Source organism: Paenibacillus sp. J22TS3 (assembly GCF_018403205.1).
GTDB classification, from domain to species: domain Bacteria; phylum Bacillota; class Bacilli; order Paenibacillales; family Paenibacillaceae; genus Fontibacillus; species Fontibacillus tuaregi.
The window spans coordinates 157,425-175,129 of sequence record NZ_BOSF01000007.1 but is presented as its reverse complement, the minus strand read 5'-3'; the positions used below and the strand labels follow the sequence as shown (position 1 = coordinate 175,129).

Genomic DNA, 17,705 nt, shown 5'->3' with positions numbered 1-17,705 from the left:
AGACGGTTCGGTTCCCGGATGGGATAATCTTTGCGCTTATACCTGTAATGTGAGTATTTCCATGGCTATTGCTGCCGAGCTGACTGCAGGAGGTCACCCGGATCGGAGTGATTACACCTAAGGAAGCGTTTGTGAACCCGGAGGTCATTTTTAACTGGAGAAGAGGAACATCCTCATTCATGAGCGAATTAATGAACTATAGAGGTATGTACAGATAATACACCGGATTGGAGCTGGAGCTGCTGTATGTCTTTAGTAGGTGAAGAGAGAAAACAGGTTATTCTGAATATGCTTAATGACGCTGGAAAAGTCCGCACGAACGATCTTGTTCGAACCCTGCAAGTGTCCTCGGAGACAATTCGCCGTTATCTGGAGGAACTTGAGGAGGATAACCGTCTGAAGAGAGTGTACGGTGGGGCCGTCAAGATGACGCTGGAGCGGGAAGAACTTCCGCACGGGAAGCGGGAAGTCCTCCGGGCTGAGGAGAAGAGAAGAATTGGCCGAGCGGCTGCCAATCTCGTGGAAGACAAAGATGTCGTGGTCATTGACGATGGCTCAACCACACAGCAGATGATTCAGTTTCTTATGTACAAGAAGAATCTGACGGTGCTGACCAACTCTGTACCGGGATTGAATCTACTAATTGAATATACGAACAAAGAGCTGTTCAGTGGGGAAGTGTTCTTCCTCGGCGGCAAAATTGATGCGAAGCACTACAGAACCTGCGGCTCATTAACGGGAAGTATGATGAGCAGCTTTTATGTGAACAAGGCTTTTCTCTCAATTGACGGTCTGCATCCCCGAAGAGGGATTACAAGCTATGATGCTGACAGGGCTAACCTGGCACGGGTGTTCATGGAACATGCCAAGCAGAATATTATCCTAACCGACAGTTCTAAGCTGGGGGATACCAAGCTGTACAAAATGGCTGCTATAAAGGAAATCGACACCATTATTAGTGATGTTCCCGTACCATCGGAGTGGGCAGAGGAGCTTAAAGACCTGGATGTGGAGTGGATTACGGCTGAATAAGCGGAGATCCCCCCACTTGCAGACACTCCTAGTGCCCCGCGTCGTCTACGACATCACGAGCAAGCCGCCGGCGACATTCAAATGAGAGTCATGAAAGAAACTCCGAAAACCCACTAGATCAAGGGTTTTCGGAGTCCTTTTTTTAGAGTCAGCCCTGCACAGGGCTGGTCTTCAATTCATAGATTTTTTGGAGCGTATGGACATGCTTCGCTTTCTCGTCAGCGTCCTGAGTGTGGAGATACCCCTCCACAAGCCTGTACCCGAATACGAGAAGGATCATCTCATAGACGCAATGATCGGCGATAGGGGGGACATCCGCATACTCCGAAAAGCCTTTGTATTAAGCGGGGACACATCGCTGATAATATTCGATCATGTGATCGATATCCACTTCATCCGCGATCAGGCTTGCGAGATCCTCGCCCAGGTAGCCCCATCCGGATGTATCCCAGTCGATGAGCGCGAATTTGCCGTCGGCATAGATCAGGTTGGTCACCCAGAAGTCCCGGTGGCATAACACGAGGGGCAATTGTTCGATGCGGGCGAATATCTCGTCTGCGTTCTCATCGATGTCGATAAGCAGTTGCCGCACGTGCATCGGGAATTCGCATTCCTCCGAGCGTATATAATCGTAGACGACCGGCCAAGACCGGTAATGCAGATACGTATTCTTCATGAGATCCGCATGGCTCAGGTTGGTCAGGCTCTGCAGCACAGCGGGCTGCAGAGCATACAGCTTGCCTTGATAGCGTCCTAACTCCAGCGCGGCCTGTTCATACATGTCACCGGTCAAGTCTAAACCGGTTACGCCATCGATATATTCCAACCACAGTTGAATTCCTTCGTCATTGATCTCGGCGTGATAACATGCCGGCCAGCGGAAGGCATCCGAGAATGTCGCTCCCAAGTCAGAGACATAGAGATCATATTCCCGGCGCCATGAATTTGGATCGCTGTAACGCTCCCATTTCTTCTGGATTTTCAGCACGATACGGTACAGTAATTTTTCACCATCCGCGGTTTCGGCGATTCCCGTTACCAGGTACACATTTCCCACAGTTCCGCCCTGTAACGGTATGGTTTGGCAGTCTGCCGAGATGATGTCCTTCTTGAACTGTCGGCTTAGTGCAAAGATCAGCGTATCGTATTTAAAATTCATTTCTTTGATCTCCCGTTTTTCTTCGTTTGTTTGTACCACGTGGCCATCGTTTTGCCCTTAGCCTTCCTCTCGATAAGGTAGCCAGTTTTATCTTGGACATATTTGTTCTCAAGCTGCTGGGCAACATAATGCTCCCACCGTTCACGCGGCAATGAACCGTCGGCAAGCGCGGTGAGAACGGCACAGCCCGGCTCGGCCTGATGGCGGCAATCCGCAAATCGGCATTGCGTGAACCAATCCTCCACATCGCTAAAGCTTGCACGTATGCCTTCTTGGGCATCAAAAAGCCCAAGCTCACGCATACCCGGCGTATCAATAACCATAGCACCTGAAGGGAGCATGAACAGCTGACGGTGCGTTGTCGTATGCCGCCCCCGGCTGTCGACCTCGCGGATCGCCTGAACCTTCATTACATCCTGCTTTATCAACGCATTGAGTAGAGACGATTTACCAACGCCGGACATGCCCAGAAAGACGACAGTTTTACCAGGCATCAAGTAGGGATCGAGTTCGTTCAGCCCCTGGCCCGTATGACTGGAGATTGCGTGAACCGGCACATCAGGGATGCTTTGTGTGACTTCTGCAAGCGGAAGACCATAGTCTTCAACGAGATCAGATTTGGTCAGAATGACGACCGGCTGGCCGCCGCTCTGACTGGCTTGTGTGAGGTACCGCATGATGCGGGGAACGTTGAAATCCCAATTCAGAGAAGAAACGATAAACACATAGTCAAAGTTGGTTGCAACGACCTGTTCCTGGATGGTTTTGGCATAGCTTGCGGCATGCCCTGAGTAATCCGCGCGTGAGAACTTGGAGCGGCGGGGCAGTACCCTAACGATGAGAGAATCTCCGTTTTCGATGTAGTGCAGCAGGACAAAATCACCAACGCAAGGAAAGTCTTCGCGCGTTTCCGCGTTGTGATAGAACGATCCTTTGAGCACAGCCGTCACTTCGCCGCGCTCGGTCATGACCGTGAAGCGCTCGCGCCGAAGTTCCGTCACCCTGCCGGGCAATAATCCATCCTGAATTTCTTCTATTTGTGTGTAGCCATAGGTTTTCAAATCTATCATGTTTTTTGGTTAGCTCCTTTAATGTTGTTTTTTGGACGCAAAAATGCCGCGGACAAGCAGCCTCTAAAGAAGCTGCTGTCGCGCGGCATCAGGACGCAAAAAAAGATACGACCTTCATCGTATTCTGCAAACAGCAATATTCACGAAAGGTTACTTTGGATGGCATACCAAATAACACGGGGGGGTTCCCGCTTATGTTCGAATATGCCTAGTATTCAGTTTAAGACGAAACCACCATATAAGTAGCTGCCATTAAAACCATCTCCCTTCGTGTCAGGAACTTGCTTATCGCTAAGCTGTCTATAAAATAACCTGTTTTGGAAAAAAAATCAACAACTTACAGCTCAACCTTGGGCATGCAGCCAAGCTCTATTTCACCAGCTTGATCTTGCTCTAGATGAACAAGTGGAACAGGGGAGTAAATAAACGTATCTCCGTCGTTATCAAGCTTGTAAATGATACAAAACAAAGCTGAACCTCGATGATCGCCACTCGGTATAGAGAAAATCATGGCTGGACAGCGCAGCTCAGCAGAATGAACGCTTGTACACAGATCTTTATAAGTCACAGCAGCAAGGTTGTCGATATCAGCGAGATGCTGTTGACAATCCCCGATAACATGCATGTAATACTCCGCACTCTGGCTGTACTTGTTCGCAAAGCTCATCTTATACTCCTCAATGCTGAGAAAGCAGCACTCCCAATCCAAAGGTGGGACACTTAATACATAGCGATAGAACTTCATCTTTCTGATTCCTCCTCTTATGAATCGAGCTATTATACATGATCATTTAAGCATACAGGTATTTTTGGAAGGATCTTTCCTATTGAGTATATACAAAATAACCGGGGGGATCACCCGGACATAATTATTGAGATTGTGACCCAACCTGCGCCGGGATTTTGATACCGGCGTTATTTTTTTTACACATATGGCTTCTGCTGATCTAAAACTGAGGATTTTGTTTATTTATATCGTATACTTAAGTTATCAACTAAGAATAGTCGTTATCCAAATTAAGGAGGCAAGCAATGGTATCCTCATCCAGACAGATGGCAGTATTCAAACAATTCTACAAAAGTTCATCCACAGGAGTCGCTGTGATCGATGGCCAGAATCACCGGTTCTTAATGGTTAATCCGGCTTTTTGCACTATGCTGGGATATTCCGAAGGTGAACTGTTGGCGATGAGCTATACCAAAATTAAGTTTGATGAGGATTCTGAATCCGAATTAAGTTCATTTAACCCAACACGTACAGACCTTCAGACGCAGGAGGTGGCTGTGTTTGAAGGGCAATTTGTTCATAAGTCCGGAAAAATGGTGCGGGCAAGCACGACGCTGTCTTCGGTTGCTGAAGAAGGCTCTTCGGAACCGGCATGCATTCTAGCACAGTTTGTTTCAATTGCGGAGCCTCATATGTCTGAGCAGCAGCTTGAAATTAATCATGATTTATATAATTTGATTACCAATAATACGCCTGATCTGATTTCCGTCAGCACCCCGGATGGGTTTATCACTTATATGTCTCCCTCTTGCGAAACGGTGCTTGGGTATGACCCGAGCGAAATGATAGGCAAGCACAGAACCCTGTTCTACCATCCGGAGGATGCGGAACAGATGAAGCGTGACAATGCCTTATATTCAGACAGTGATGTCTACCGGAGGCGGGTAAGACATAAGAACGGCCATTATTTATGGCTGGAGACCTCGTTCCAGATTGTAAGGGGCGAGCTTAACCATATCGAGCGGGTCCTCGCTATTGGACGTAACATCACAGACAGAGTGAATTCAGAGAAGATGCTTGCCGAAGCCCAAAGCATAGCTAATATAGGCACGTTTGATTGGGATATTCTGAATAACAAAGTCCATTTCTCGGAAGAGATGCGTAAGATTTTCGGATATGCAATGAATCCGGTTGATACGATGGAGTCGGTTATGGCCTGTCTGAGCCATGATGATTTAAAGATGATTGGGAAGGCCTATGAATCGGCCATTCATAACGGTGAGAATGGGGAATGCGAGTATCGCATGACCAAGCTGGATGGAAGCCTGCGAATCATATACTCCAGATGGAGAGTTGAGATTGACCATGTAAGTGGTAAGGCAATCCAGATGGTGGGGATGGTGCAGGACATTACAGAGCGAAGAGAGACGATGGACAAGCTTAGAGAGAGCGAGCGGCAGTTCCGCTTAATTTCGGAAAGTTCATTGGATTTCATTTCCAGGCATGCTCCTGATGAAGAGGCGACCTTTCTGTATGCTTCTCCAGTGTGCCGGACCCTGCTCGGTTACGAACCAGCGGAGATGATTGGACAGGCTGGACTGGATTTTATCCATGAGGAAGACCAGGACGCCGTGAGATATTATCTGGAAATGAACAGAATGGGTCTGGGGCCGGAAACTGTAGTCTACCGCTTTAAGCGAAAAGACGGCACTTATGTCAGTTTTGAAACGGCTTCGATTTATGCCTACGATGAATTTCGGCAGGTGGAGGAAATCATTGCAGTATCCCGGGACATTACAGAGCGTAGACAGATCGAACTTAGGTTACAGGAGAGCCAGAGCCGGTATAAGTCTTTATTTGAATATAACCCAGAGGGGATTTTCGCCATTGATCTTGAAGGCAATCTGATGTCAATGAATACTAGCATGGAATCGTTGATCGGATACTCTCGTGAGGAAATGATAGATAAGCCGCTAATTCCGCTGATCGATCCAATGGATCAGGAGGCAACCCGAGCTGCGATTGAGAGTGTGTTTCGTGGAAGCACGAAGTCTTGGGAGACCCGAATGTATACACGTACAAAGGACTTGGTTGATGTCAGCCTTACGATCCTGCCGATTGTAGTCAATCACCAGATTGTCGGTGCATATGGAATCGCGGGTAACATCTCCTCCCGTAAGCAGTCGGAGCGCCTGCTTAAGGAGAGCGAGAGCCGTTATAAGTCTTTGTTCGAAAATAATCCTTCTGCAGTCTATTCCATGAATCTGGCCGGAGACTATTTAACGGCAAACGAGAATTTGGAACTGCTGACAGGCTATACTCTAGATGAGCTGATCGGTAAGTATTTCGGTCCTTTGGTACCGGATGAATTCATATCTAAGACCTTGCATCACTTTGACTTGGCAGCCCGTGGATTCCCGCAGAACTATGAAATATCGATCCGTCATAAGCAGGGGCATCTGGTTGATATTTCGGTAGCCAATATTCCGATTATTATTGATGATGAGATTGTTGGCGTGTACGGAATTTCCAGTGATATTACGGAGCGCAGCGAGTATATCAAGCAAATAGAGAAGCTTAGCAATGAGTACACCTTGATTCTGAACTCTGTTACAGAAGGCATCTTTGGGGTGGATAACGATGGAAGAGTTACGTTCATCAATCCTGCTGCCGCAGCCATGCTCGGCTACAGTCACCGCGAGATTATCGGACAGTATCAGCTTGACTCAATTCAGCAGACCCGGCTGGATGGAAGCCACTATGCCCCTGGTGAGACCCCCATCTATGTGGCGGCGAAGGAAGGCCGCTGGTATCAGAGCACGGAAGAAGTGTTCTGGAAACAGGATGGAACCAGCTTTCTGGTCGAATACCGGGTCAGTCCTTTGATAGATAAAGGTGAGCGTAAAGGAGCCGTTGTCGTCTTCCGTGATGTCACGGATGAGAAAGAGATTATCCAGGCTAAGGAATCGGCCGAACGGGCCGACCGGGCCAAATCGGAATTCCTGGCCATTATGAGCCATGAGCTGCGGACTCCAATGAACGGAATCATTGGAATGACCAGTCTGCTCGAGAGCACAGAACTGGATGAAGAACAGCGCGAATATACCAATATTATCGTTCAGAGCAGCAACTCTTTGCTGCATATTTTGAACGAGATTCTTGATTTTAGTAAGATTGAAGCAGGCAAGATGGTTCTAAACCAAGACCCGGTTAGTCCGGTTTATATTGTCAAAAGTGTTGTTGAGCTCTTTGCTCCGCGTGCCGAGGAGAAGCAGATTGAGCTGGTCTATCACGTAGATACATCGGTCCCAAGCCTGGTCATCGGGGATGAGGTGCGCCTTCGTCAAGTATTGATTAATCTGCTTAGCAACGCGGTCAAATTCACGGAGAAGGGCAGAATCAATCTTACAGTCCGCGCCAAGCACCGTTACAAGTCGTCTGACGGGATCGTGATGGAGTTCTTTGTAGAAGACACAGGGATTGGAATTCCTCTCGATCTTCAGGGTCAGCTGTTTCAATCCTTCTCCCAGCTCCATCCCTCTATCAATCGTAAGTATGGGGGAACCGGCCTCGGTCTGGCGATCAGCAAGAAGCTTGTTGAGCTTATGGGTGGGTCGATTGGCGTGGAAAGTGAAGTAGGAAGAGGCTCCACCTTCCGTTTTACGGTTTCCTCTGGTCTTTATCATGAATCGGGTGCAGAGGAAGAGGAGCAGACTCCCCGGACAGATATAGAAGCCAATGCCTCGTTTAAGGAGGACGCTTGTCCAGCTGCGGAACACTTTGAACCGATCCAGATACTTATAGCCGAAGATCATCCGGTGAACCAGAAGCTTCTGCATACGATACTCAGCCACAGAGGATATCATGCGGATATTGTTAGTAACGGAAAGGAAGCGGTGGATGCTGTTTTGAACCAAGACTATGAACTGGTCTTCATGGATGTGCAGATGCCTCTAATGGATGGGCTTGACGCCGTGAAGCTGATTCGTTCCCATCCCGGGTATGAGAGCCGGCCCTACATCGTTGCCGTAACTGCTTTTGCCAGGCATGAGGATAAACTGACCTGTCTTGCCAGCGGCATGCAGGATTTCATAGCGAAGCCGATTGATATGTCAGAGGTCGACAGAATTCTGATGGAGATAATTTCCTCAAGGAAAGGGCAAAATAGTTAAATGAACCGAACATCGCCATGATTGGCGGAGAGTACCTGTATGTTTCTAATTAAATATATCCAAATGTGCTCAAGCTCTTCACAATGATGTAAAATAGTTAGCAGATGAAAAGGTCACACATACAGTCAGGCCAAGGTAAGGAGGCGAAAGTGGGATGAAATCCATTTACATGACAATCATGGCGGTCCTGGTTGTATTCACGGTAATCGGCTGCACGGCAAGTGGAGATATTTCCGAGACTCAAGCAGAAGCGGATAATATGAGGATTCTTGACTCAGGACAGGCGGCTGCAGCTCCTGCTGCCGGTGAAACGCTTGCGGAAGCCCCTAAGAAATATAGTGTGCCGGAGATAGTTCCGGTTCAAGTAAATGATGACAAAGTCAGCTGGCAGGATGGGGATGTGAGCTTCATAGGGCACCTGGCTCCGTCTTTGGAAGACCAGCCTCCGGGGAGTAAGGAAATACACGAAATGTCTATCACCTCAGGAGGCAGGGAGTTTAAGCTCGAATTGAACCCACAGCCAAGCTCTGTGTCATCGGTCGCTTTGTCGGCGGACCACCGATATCTTGCCCTTCATTATCAATTTAAGGAGGGTTATAAGCTGGTCATCATGGATCTGAAGAAAGGCGAGTATTATCCGGTGAATGACTATTTCAGCCGGAACGGCAGAGGGGCTGTGAATCTGATTCATGCCTATAATTGGTCCCCGGAAGGCCATGAACTGGCTTTATCCTATGGTGAGCAGAATAGAAGTAGTGTCGCGGTATATGATACCGATTCACGAATGCTTCTCGATATCGCGACCCCCCGGGTCTATAAGAATACGGTAGCTATACTTTGGGGGGAAGACGGGAAGGGCTTTGATTTCGTGAACGGGGATGAGTCCGGGAATTATGTGCTCTATCAATACACGCGAAAAGGAAACCTGCTTCAAGAAGCTGGGCCAGTTAGCTCTAGTGATCTTGAGCGCTTTGCGGAAATCAGCCCTGCTTATGCAAAATAACACAAGAAGAGGGGCCGTCCCTAAAGACGGCTCCTCTCTTTGTGTAGGAGTTCTGTTTGTGTTCAAAAGGCTCCGAGAACAAACGCCCGCTTCTTCTTAGGCTTTGCTGGATAAATAGATGGCTGCGGCTGCAAAGGTCACCACCGTGGCTGCAACATAAATCCAAGAAAGCTTGCCCAAATTTCCTTTTGTCCGCCGGTCGTATTCTGGATTGCTGACCTTATTGGCCTTGGAATGACCAATCAGCAGGGTACCCAAACCGCCAATCACTGCTATCACTATGATAAGGATGTAAGGCAAATGCTCCATCATATTCACACCGTCCCCACCCATTGTGTTAATTCAAGATTATAGGCATCCTTACTAAATTGCAATCTTTGATTCTAGAACCACTAGGCAGCGCCGGCTCCCACAAAATTTATAAACTATCCTTGAATAAAACGCTCGTTATAGAGGCATCGGTGTCGGGGTAGGCGGAGCATAACCTTCTTTGTATTGCTCATCGATGATTCTTCGGATTTCCTTCAGGGATTTGCCCTGTTTTTTCATTTCAGCAGTCGTTTTTGCGGTTTCAAGACACACGCCGCACCGGGTTCCATGGTCATCCCACAAGACGGAGCCGTCCTTGTTGATCTCTGAGATAAAACAATTCAAATTGCTCTTGTGCCCGGCAGATTCCCCACACCCGCAATAACATGGAATGGAAGAGAGGATATCGGAAACCGAGGCCGCTGTTACGTAACCCGATTTCACCTCGGCAGAAGCCTGACTTAGAAAGGCGGGCAGCTTATCCAGCGAGGCGGTCTTCTCCTGAAGGTCGCCACTTGCGGTTTGCTTTACATGGTCAGATCCTGAATGCGGCTTAGGCTGCTGCGAATCCGCAGACTGGCCAAAGCCGCAGGCGGATAGGATCATGCCGGCTCCAAGGAGAGAGGCCAGGGCTGCATAGGTCCGTTTTTTCATGAGAATTTAGGTCTCCTTTCATTGCTAACAAATATACATATACCTGGTATGAGTATAAATGAAATTGAGACAGGTTTCCAGCAAATTGGAAGTTTAGAAGAGTAACTCTGTATCTGAATGTAGTACAATATACGAAGGAAACAAATAGATGAAATGGCCCATTGGCACTTATTCCAAATATTTCGGAGACAACCGTGGTCGTAAGATTATTCGACATCGCAGCGCCCGAAAAGGGCAGCCTTCATAAGTTCATTTTATATAGTAACAATCACTTGAAGAGGAGGATCATCTAATGATCTATATTGCACTGCTCAGAGGGATCAATGTGGGCGGAAATAACAAAATTAAAATGGCTGATTTAAAAAAGGCGCTGGAGGATGCTGGGTTCTTGCGGGTTAAGACTTATATTCAAAGCGGAAATGTTCTGTTTGAATCGGACAAGACGGAGGCGGAGCTTGTTCCAGAGCTTGAGGGTATTATTCACACCGCGTTTGGCATTTCACTTAAGGTAATCCTGCGGACTGCAGATGAGCTTGACCATCTGATTACAAACACTCCATATGCAGGTCATACCCTTGCTGAAGGGGAGAGCTTTTACGTAACCCTGCTCGGTGAGCCTCTGCCTCAGGAGGAGCTTGTGAAGCTGAAGGAGATGGAAAATGAGGGGGAACAGTGCTCCGTGTCAGGCCGGGATGTGTACTATTTGTTCCGCAAAAGTATTTTGGATTCCAAGCTGGCTGGGGCGATGAACAAAATCAAAATCCCATCCACCACAAGGAACTGGAATACGATGAACAAGCTGAATGCCCTGGCTATAGAAATGAGTCAGCAATAAACATTATAACGTTATATTTACCTTGTCGAAATTATGTGCTACTCTAGCATTATTAGCAGCTTATAGGAAAGGGATGGCTGTTAGATGCCCTTTATATGAGTGATAGAGAGTGGACAGATAATAGGATGAGGTGATGGGGCTTGGGTGATAAGGTTGTGCTTCGTAATGTGAAGACCGTCAATGGGCATGCCGTTGACATTGTCATTGCATTTGGTAAAATCGTCGAAATCACACGGGCGGGAGAAGCGTCAGGCAGTGAGATCAGGGACTGCACCGGGTTGTACGTGTCCAGCGGGTGGATAGATATGCATGTGCATGCTTTTCCGGAGTTCGAGCCCTACGGGGATGAGATCGATGAAATTGGGGTTAAGCAGGGGGTCACCACCATACTTGATGCAGGAAGCTGCGGCGCGGACCGGATCGGGGAACTAAGAGGCAACGCGGAGCGTGCTCGCACAAGGCTGCTGGCTTTTCTAAACATCTCTCATATCGGTCTCGAACGGGTGGATGAGCTTTCCCGTCTGGAGTGGATTGATGTGGAGAAAGCGCTTCAGGCTTGCCGTGACCATAAGGATTTTATTGTTGGACTTAAGGCGCGGATCAGCAGGAGTGTTGTGCAGAGAAGCGGAATTGAGCCTTTGAGATTGGCAAGGGTACTATCCTATGAGACCCATCTGCCCATAATGGTGCATATCGGCTCCGCTCCTCCCATGATAGAGGAAGTTCTGGAGTTAATGGAGAACAAAGATATCATTACCCATTACCTTAATGGGAAGCCGAATAATTTATTCGATTCACAGGGCGACCCGCTGCCAGAGCTCCTTGCGGCATTGAACCGGGGTGTTCATCTCGATGTGGGGCACGGCACGGCCAGCTTCTCGTTTAAGGTGGCTGAGTATGCGAGAAAGGCCGGAATCCGGCCCGACACGATCAGTACGGATATATACCGCGCCAACCGGTTGAAGGGTCCCGTATACAGTCTGGCCAATGTCCTGACCAAGTTCCTTTATTTAGGTTACAGTCTTGAAGAGGTGATCTATGCGGTGACGGAGAAAGCAGCTAATTGGCTGAACAGACCTGAGCTTGGGCGGATTCAAGCTGGGGATGAGGCGAACCTGACGCTGTTCGAGCTTAAATCAGGAAAGATCACCCTTACCGACTCCGAAGGCGAAGAGCGGATTGCGGATCAGTATATTGAACCGAGAGGAGCTTTTGTAAATGGCACATTCACTGAATGCTAAATATGGTCTTAAGCGGGTTATCAACGCTAGTGGAAGAATGAGTATTCTTGGCGTATCCGCCCCTACGGATACAGTGATGGAAGCGATGAAGCAGGGGGGCCAGCAGTACGTTGAAATTGCGGATCTTGTAGATAAGGCCGGGGATTATATAGCTGGCATCCTAGGATCTGAAGCCGCTGTTGTCGTCAACTCGGCGTCCAGCGGAATTGCGCTCTCCGTGGCGGCAGTGGTGACCCAGGGACAGCGCCGGGCCAGTGAGAGATTGCATCAGGACCTGATTTCGAGAAATGAAATCATCATGCTCAAGGGACACAATGTCCAGTATGGAGCTCCCGTAGAGACGATGGTGTACCTTGGCGGGGGAAGCCTTGTGGAAGTCGGCTACGCAAACGAAGGCCGCAAGTATCATGTCGAGGATGCGATTAATGCAAATACTGCGGCGATTCTGTACGTGAAATCCCACCACTGCGTGCAGAAGAATATGATTTCTGTGGAGGAGGCCTGGGAAATTGCCCAGAGGCGCGGAATTCCACTGATTGTGGATGCTGCGGCAGAGGAGGATATCCAGAAGTATGTGCAGATATCCGATCTGGCCATCTATAGCGGGTCCAAAGCGATTGAAGGGCCTACCTCCGGCATTGTCGGTGGCAAGCGCAAATATGTTGACTGGCTCAAAGTGCAGCTTCACGGTATCGGTCGAAGCATGAAAGTAGGCAAGGAAACGACCTTTGGACTTCTGCAGGCACTCGACGAGTACATGAGCAAGACGGATAAAAGTGAGCAGGAGAAGGCTTCTCTCAAGCGGCTGGAACCTCTTGCGGCTCTGCCGGGCGTTAAAGTGACGATAGTGCAGGACGAAGCTGGCCGGGCGATCTACCGGGGTCGTATTCACATTGATGAGCAGGCGGCAGGACTATCGGCGACTGCGGTGAACGACCAACTGAGGGACGGGGAGATTGCAGTCTATACACGTGATTATGGATTAAGGCAAGGGTATTTCGACATTGATCCCCGCCCGCTGCAGGGGGATGACATGCAGGTGATTGCAGCAAGAATCCAGGAAATTATAGGAGGCAAATAACATGTCCAATATCGAGAAACGTATGTACAAAAATCGTGCGGCCCTGAACGTGCTGGCTGGAAGTATTGAGAATGCGAAGGAAGTATTCGAGGCTGCGGAAGGTCATGTGGTTGTTGGAGTCCTGTCCAAGGACTACCCAAATGCCCAGGAAGCGGTTAAGGCGATGCGCGACTATGGAGCGGCAATTGATGATGCGGTCTCGATTGGACTTGGCGCTGGAGACAACCGCCAAGCAGCGGTTGTAGCTGAGATTGCTAAGAGTTATGAAGGAGCGCACATTAATCAGGTATTCACGGCGGTTGGTGCTACGCGCGCCAATTTGGAAGGCCGTGACAGCTGGATTAATGCGCTTGTCTCTCCAAGCGGCCGGCCGGGCTATGTGAACATCTCCACCGGGCCTATCAGCGCAGCGAATGTGGATCATGCCATTGTACCCGTCCGGGCGGCGATCGCATTGATTAAGGATATGGGCGGAAATGCGCTGAAATATTTCCCGATGCAGGGCCTTAAGCTGGAAGATGAATATCGTGCGGTAGCAGAAGCTTGTGCGGCCGAAGGTTTTGCCTTGGAGCCGACGGGCGGTATTGATATGGACAATTTCGAGCGGATTGTGGAAATTGCTCTTGAAGCTGGAGTTCAGCAGGTCATTCCGCATGTGTACTCTTCCATTATTGACAAGGCAACCGGAAATACGAATGTGAATGATGTTAAAATTCTGCATGAAACGTTGAAAAAGCTGGTTGACCGTCATGGCTAAACGGATCTCGGCCTTCGGCGAGGTCATGATGCGGCTTCAAGTGCCGGGGTATGAGTCATTGGTCCAGGCACACACCCTGAACATCACATTCTCCGGGACAGGGGTCAACATTGTATCGGCCTTGTCCAAGTTCGGGCACAAGGGTTACCTTGTGTCAACGCTCCCTTCCAATCCGGTGGGAGAAGCGGCCCTCGCTTATTTGCGGAAGCTTGGAATTTCGACCGATTACATCAGCAGGAACGGCAAGTATGTGGGCATGTATTTTTTGGAGAACGGCTTTGGGGCAAGACCGGGCCGGGTGACTTATACGGACCGGCTGGCCAGCAGCTTCAATACGGCTGCAGCGGACAATTATAACTTTAAAGAAATTGCCGGGAACATGGACATGGCCCACTTCTGCGGGATTACCCTGGCTATGAACGATGCTGTCCGCAGTCAGATGAAGGCATTCGCATCGGAGATGAAGGCCGCTGGACGCACGGTGGTTTTTGACTGTAATTATCGGCCTTCACTTTGGGGGGATAAAGGTTACACAGCCGCCCGCCCGCACTACGAGGATATGCTGGGGATGGCGGATATCGTGATGATGAACGAGAAAGATGCCATACTCATCCTCGGCATGGAGACTGAGGAGACAGATCGGATGGCCCAGCTCCAGCATTTGATTCCGCTGGTCGCGCAGCAGTACGGTATCCGTACCATTGCAGGCACGCACCGAGTTGTCAATTCGGACAACACACACTCGTTGTTAGGGTATATTTACTCGGAAGAGCAGTTTGAGTTCTCACGTCTGCTCACGTTCTCAGTCTACGACCGGATTGGAGCTGGGGATGCGTTCGCCAGTGGGATCATACATGGGGAGGCACAGGGCCTCCCTGCTAAGCATACCGTAGAATTCGCAGCAAGAGCCGCAATGCTGGCTCATACCGTGGCTGGAGATACGCCAACTTCAACTGAAGCTGACATTCTGCAGACAATGACAGAGATTGTGCTTGATGTAGAAAGGTAGGGACCTGAAATGTCCATCAATCGGAATAGAGGACCCTTGTATTTGCAGGTCAAGAAAGCTATTAAGGATCGTATTCTGCATGGGATTTATCCGCTGGGTTCATTGATCCCCTCCGAACCGCAGCTGGAGCAGGAATTTGCTGTAAGTAAAATGACAGTGCGTAATGCGGTGAAGGAGCTGGCCCAGGAAGGTTATGTGGAGAAGCGCAGCGGAATCGGAACCAAGGTTATCCGCAACACCTCCTTCTCCAAGCTGTCAAAGGGCAAGCGCTTCACTGAAGTCCTGGTGGAAGAAGGGCATAAGATTCAGAAGAAGCTGCTGAGCCTTAAGGTCATTCGTACGGAGGACAATTCTGAACTTTACGGAATGTTCGGGGATATGTGCTTGCAAGTGAACCGTCTGTATATTCTTGACGGCCATCCGTATGTTCACTACACGCATTATCTTAGATCGGTGTTTTCCGATGAGGACCTGGGCGATCTGGACCATCAGTCACTCTATGAGCTCATTGAAGAGCACCATATTGAGCTGGAGAAGTTTAGAGACAGCTTTACCGTTGCCGAGGCAACGGAGGAGCTGGGAGAGCTGCTGCTGATTCCCCAAGGCAAGATACTGCTGAAGCGGATCAGACATTCCTATGATTCAAGCGGAGTGCTCATGGAGTACAGCATCGGTCATTATAACACAGAGCTTCAGCATTATCTGGTCAATTATGATGCCTAATCTATAATGAAGTTTTCATCCGGATGCTTTCATCCATGTGTAGCAGAATAGTCCCAAACCGTGAACAGTCAGGATCATCAGCCTGACTGTTTTCTTTTTTTAATGTAACCTTTTCCCGGAATGGGCCATCTAATTAGCAGAATTTAGGAAGAAGTTAGTAAAGAGAGGGGATTGCGCAGCTTGAACACAGACCAAGAATCTGAAGTAAGAAGGGCGCAGGCAGGAAGCCAGGCCTCCTTCATTAATCTGATCAAGCAATATGAGGTCCAAATGTATAATGTGGCTCGCTCGATTGTGAAGAAGGATGAAGATTGTGCCGATGCGATGCAAGAAACGGTGCTTAAAGCCTACCGATCCTTGATTAATCTCGAGAATCCGGCTTTTTTCAAAACATGGTTATTCCGCATCCTGATTAATGAATGCAACCTGATTCTCCGGGGGCGCTCCAAAGTCTTGAGCTTGCACAAGGAGGAGGGCTCTTATCATAACACTTCCGTTAATGCGGAAAGAATGGATTTGCGTGATGCGGTATACCGCCTTGAAGAAGTGTCCCGTACGATTGTGATTCTTCATTACTTCCGGGACCTGCCGCTGCGCCAGGTGGCAGAGCTCATGGATATGACAGAGGCGGCGGTCAAGACGCGTCTTCACCGGGCGAGGCACACATTAGCTGAGTGGCTTGTCGATTCTGCGGAAAGGAGGGTTAACATATGACCGGCGGACAGCAAAATTTGAACCAGGAGCTGGGGAAATTGAAAAAGGAGGAGGCAGAGCATTTGCCAGAAATGATTCGTCAGCGTATGGATTATCTTTATGCACATTTGAATGAAGTGGATCAGGGGTCAATGAGGTTGGGATCAGAGAATGACCAATCTCAGCATATGAAGTTAGGGGAATTAGATCAGATCACAACAAGACCGAGCCTTGGGAAGCGCGGATTGAGAACATTAGTTATCTCCATCTCCGCAGCGGCAGCGGCAGGTGTGCTTATTATCGGATCTGGCTTTGTCTCTCCGGTCATGGCGGAGGCTTTGCGGCAAATCCCTCTGGTGGGAGGTATATTCAGCACTTCAGGAGATGAGGGGCTTAAGGCGGCAAGTAAGCAAGGGTTATCGACCAATGTGAATCTCAGCCTTGAACATGGCGGGGCAACGTTAACCATTTCAGATCTACTATATGACGGAAACCGTCTGTCGATGGTGCTGACCAGGCATACCGCCGATGGGAACAGCTTATCCCTGTCTGACTGGCTGGGCAATAAGAACTGGAAGAAGGGAGAGGGGATCAACCAAATTGAATTTACCGTAAATGGCGAACGGGTCAATACGAGTATGGGAACGTCCAAAGCCCAGAACGATGAATTTAATTCCATTATCATTAACACAATGGATGCGGTTCTCTTAAAAGATAGTACTACTGAAGTTCAGCAGATCCCCGATCAATTTGATCTCGGAGTCCGGGTTTATGATGCCAAGCAGGATTACTGGTACAGCTTTAGGATTCCAGTAAAGAAGGCGGGACAGAACAACATTCTGATCCAGCCTACGGAGACAAAGACATTAGGAAATAGCACCTTTAAAATCCTGAAGCTAGAAATGACGACAGCTACCGTTCGTCTGGATGCTGAAATGGAAGGGAAGTCAGGGGAAGATATCAAAAAGATTGCCGAGAAGCTTTCGGACAAGTACAAAATTGATGGATTTATCAATATCCAGTATGACCTGGTAGATGATGAAGGAACCCTGTTAAAGTCTCTTGCGGCAGAGGGGAACGGAAGAGGCGATAAGTATTGGTTCACCGGAACCTATGAACCTCTAAAAGAAACACCAAAGTCTATTACAGTGAAGCCTTATACTGCAAGAAACGGAAAGAAAGTATATATTCCGGAGCTGGAGTATGTGCTTCCTGTACCAAGCAAATAATGGCGTTACTT

The 17,705-nt window shown here is 48.7% G+C and carries 15 protein-coding genes and 2 pseudogenes; 12 read left to right on the top strand and 5 right to left on the bottom strand.

Going from position 1 to position 17,705, the window contains the following annotated elements:
* Nucleotide 1: 1 nt before the first annotated feature.
* A pseudogene (locus tag KJS63_RS26310) lies at nt 2–202 on the top strand (saccharopine dehydrogenase); the annotation flags it as partial.
* A gap of 44 nt (nt 203–246) precedes the next feature.
* Nucleotides 247–1,032, top strand: coding sequence for a DeoR/GlpR family DNA-binding transcription regulator (locus KJS63_RS20725; protein WP_213620859.1), 786 nt, complete (start codon nt 247–249; stop codon nt 1,030–1,032).
* A gap of 148 nt (nt 1,033–1,180) precedes the next feature.
* Here the strand turns inward: KJS63_RS20725 and KJS63_RS20720 are convergent.
* The 3 genes and pseudogenes from KJS63_RS20720 to KJS63_RS20710 all read right to left on the bottom strand — a co-directional run bounded on the left by KJS63_RS20720 (nt 1,181) and on the right by KJS63_RS20710 (nt 4,006).
* Nucleotides 1,181–2,191 (bottom strand): annotated as a pseudogene (locus tag KJS63_RS20720) (aminoglycoside phosphotransferase family protein).
* Nucleotides 2,188–3,204 (bottom strand): ribosome small subunit-dependent GTPase A, encoded by a 1,017-nt coding sequence (rsgA, locus tag KJS63_RS20715; RefSeq protein ID WP_244862709.1) that lies wholly within the window; start codon nt 3,202–3,204, stop codon nt 2,188–2,190. The pseudogene KJS63_RS20720 and the gene rsgA overlap by 4 nt, the downstream one beginning before the upstream one ends.
* A 394-nt stretch (nt 3,205–3,598) precedes the next feature.
* Nucleotides 3,599–4,006: a hypothetical protein gene (locus KJS63_RS20710; protein ID WP_213620857.1), complete on the bottom strand. Its 408-nt coding sequence runs from the start codon at nt 4,004–4,006 to the stop codon at nt 3,599–3,601.
* Nucleotides 4,007–4,293: 287 nt separating this feature from the next.
* Here KJS63_RS20710 and KJS63_RS20705 point away from each other — a divergent pair, with 287 nt between their 5' ends.
* Nucleotides 4,294–8,160: a PAS domain S-box protein gene (locus KJS63_RS20705; RefSeq protein WP_213620856.1), complete on the top strand. Its 3,867-nt coding sequence runs from the start codon at nt 4,294–4,296 to the stop codon at nt 8,158–8,160.
* A gap of 154 nt (nt 8,161–8,314) precedes the next feature.
* On the top strand, nt 8,315–9,163 hold the full coding sequence (locus KJS63_RS20700; RefSeq protein ID WP_213620855.1) for an eIF2A family protein: 849 nt from the start codon (nt 8,315–8,317) through the stop codon (nt 9,161–9,163).
* Nucleotides 9,164–9,259: 96 nt separating this feature from the next.
* Here KJS63_RS20700 and KJS63_RS20695 read toward each other — a convergent pair whose 3' ends face one another.
* Both KJS63_RS20695 and KJS63_RS20690 read right to left on the bottom strand, forming a co-directional pair.
* Nucleotides 9,260–9,475 (bottom strand): hypothetical protein, encoded by a 216-nt coding sequence (locus tag KJS63_RS20695; protein WP_068622333.1) that lies wholly within the window; start codon nt 9,473–9,475, stop codon nt 9,260–9,262.
* A 135-nt stretch (nt 9,476–9,610) separates the two neighbouring features.
* Nucleotides 9,611–10,126, bottom strand: a complete 516-nt coding sequence (locus KJS63_RS20690) for a PCYCGC motif-containing (lipo)protein (protein WP_213620854.1) — start codon at nt 10,124–10,126, stop codon at nt 9,611–9,613.
* A 292-nt stretch (nt 10,127–10,418) separates the two neighbouring features.
* Here KJS63_RS20690 and KJS63_RS20685 point away from each other — a divergent pair, with 292 nt between their 5' ends.
* From KJS63_RS20685 to KJS63_RS20650, 8 genes are all read left to right on the top strand, one after another.
* Nucleotides 10,419–10,961 carry a DUF1697 domain-containing protein gene (locus tag KJS63_RS20685; protein ID WP_213620853.1) on the top strand — a complete coding sequence of 181 codons (543 nt, stop codon included), beginning with the start codon at nt 10,419–10,421 and terminating at the stop codon, nt 10,959–10,961.
* 140 nt (nt 10,962–11,101) lie between these two features.
* Nucleotides 11,102–12,202 (top strand): amidohydrolase/deacetylase family metallohydrolase, encoded by a 1,101-nt coding sequence (locus KJS63_RS20680; RefSeq protein WP_213620852.1) that lies wholly within the window; start codon nt 11,102–11,104, stop codon nt 12,200–12,202.
* Complete coding sequence (locus tag KJS63_RS20675) at nt 12,180–13,283, top strand: DgaE family pyridoxal phosphate-dependent ammonia lyase (protein ID WP_213620851.1); 1,104 nt, start codon at nt 12,180–12,182, stop codon at nt 13,281–13,283. Before KJS63_RS20680 ends, KJS63_RS20675 begins: the two co-directional genes overlap by 23 nt.
* A gap of 1 nt (nt 13,284) precedes the next feature.
* Nucleotides 13,285–14,040, top strand: a complete 756-nt coding sequence (dagF, locus tag KJS63_RS20670; RefSeq protein ID WP_213620850.1) for a 2-dehydro-3-deoxy-phosphogluconate aldolase — start codon at nt 13,285–13,287, stop codon at nt 14,038–14,040.
* Nucleotides 14,033–15,049: a sugar kinase gene (locus KJS63_RS20665; RefSeq protein WP_213620849.1), complete on the top strand. Its 1,017-nt coding sequence runs from the start codon at nt 14,033–14,035 to the stop codon at nt 15,047–15,049. Before dagF ends, KJS63_RS20665 begins: the two co-directional genes overlap by 8 nt.
* 9 nt (nt 15,050–15,058) lie before the next feature.
* Nucleotides 15,059–15,772, top strand: coding sequence for a GntR family transcriptional regulator (locus tag KJS63_RS20660; RefSeq protein WP_213620848.1), 714 nt, complete (start codon nt 15,059–15,061; stop codon nt 15,770–15,772).
* Nucleotides 15,773–15,952: 180 nt separating this feature from the next.
* A complete protein-coding gene (locus KJS63_RS20655; protein ID WP_068618724.1) occupies nt 15,953–16,486 on the top strand; it encodes a sigma-70 family RNA polymerase sigma factor in 534 nt (177 codons plus the stop codon).
* Nucleotides 16,483–17,694: a DUF4179 domain-containing protein gene (locus tag KJS63_RS20650; RefSeq protein WP_213620847.1), complete on the top strand. Its 1,212-nt coding sequence runs from the start codon at nt 16,483–16,485 to the stop codon at nt 17,692–17,694. The genes KJS63_RS20655 and KJS63_RS20650 overlap by 4 nt, the downstream gene beginning before the upstream one ends.
* Nucleotides 17,695–17,705: the final 11 nt, after the last annotated feature.

Bases quoted from the DNA above. Each gene is read 5' to 3' on its own strand.
- KJS63_RS20725 (WP_213620859.1), top strand. From the start codon at position 247: ATGTCTTTAGTAGGTGAAGAGAGAAAACAGGTTATTCTGAATATGCTT.
- KJS63_RS20710 (WP_213620857.1), bottom strand. From the start codon at position 4,006: ATGAAGTTCTATCGCTATGTATTAAGTGTCCCACCTTTGGATTGGGAG.
- KJS63_RS20705 (WP_213620856.1), top strand. From the start codon at position 4,294: ATGGTATCCTCATCCAGACAGATGGCAGTATTCAAACAATTCTACAAA.
- KJS63_RS20700 (WP_213620855.1), top strand. From the start codon at position 8,315: ATGAAATCCATTTACATGACAATCATGGCGGTCCTGGTTGTATTCACG.
- KJS63_RS20695 (WP_068622333.1), bottom strand. From the start codon at position 9,475: ATGATGGAGCATTTGCCTTACATCCTTATCATAGTGATAGCAGTGATT.
- KJS63_RS20690 (WP_213620854.1), bottom strand. From the start codon at position 10,126: ATGAAAAAACGGACCTATGCAGCCCTGGCCTCTCTCCTTGGAGCCGGC.
- KJS63_RS20685 (WP_213620853.1), top strand. From the start codon at position 10,419: ATGATCTATATTGCACTGCTCAGAGGGATCAATGTGGGCGGAAATAAC.
- KJS63_RS20675 (WP_213620851.1), top strand. From the start codon at position 12,180: ATGGCACATTCACTGAATGCTAAATATGGTCTTAAGCGGGTTATCAAC.
- dagF (WP_213620850.1), top strand. From the start codon at position 13,285: ATGTCCAATATCGAGAAACGTATGTACAAAAATCGTGCGGCCCTGAAC.
- KJS63_RS20665 (WP_213620849.1), top strand. From the start codon at position 14,033: ATGGCTAAACGGATCTCGGCCTTCGGCGAGGTCATGATGCGGCTTCAA.
- KJS63_RS20660 (WP_213620848.1), top strand. From the start codon at position 15,059: ATGTCCATCAATCGGAATAGAGGACCCTTGTATTTGCAGGTCAAGAAA.
- KJS63_RS20650 (WP_213620847.1), top strand. From the start codon at position 16,483: ATGACCGGCGGACAGCAAAATTTGAACCAGGAGCTGGGGAAATTGAAA.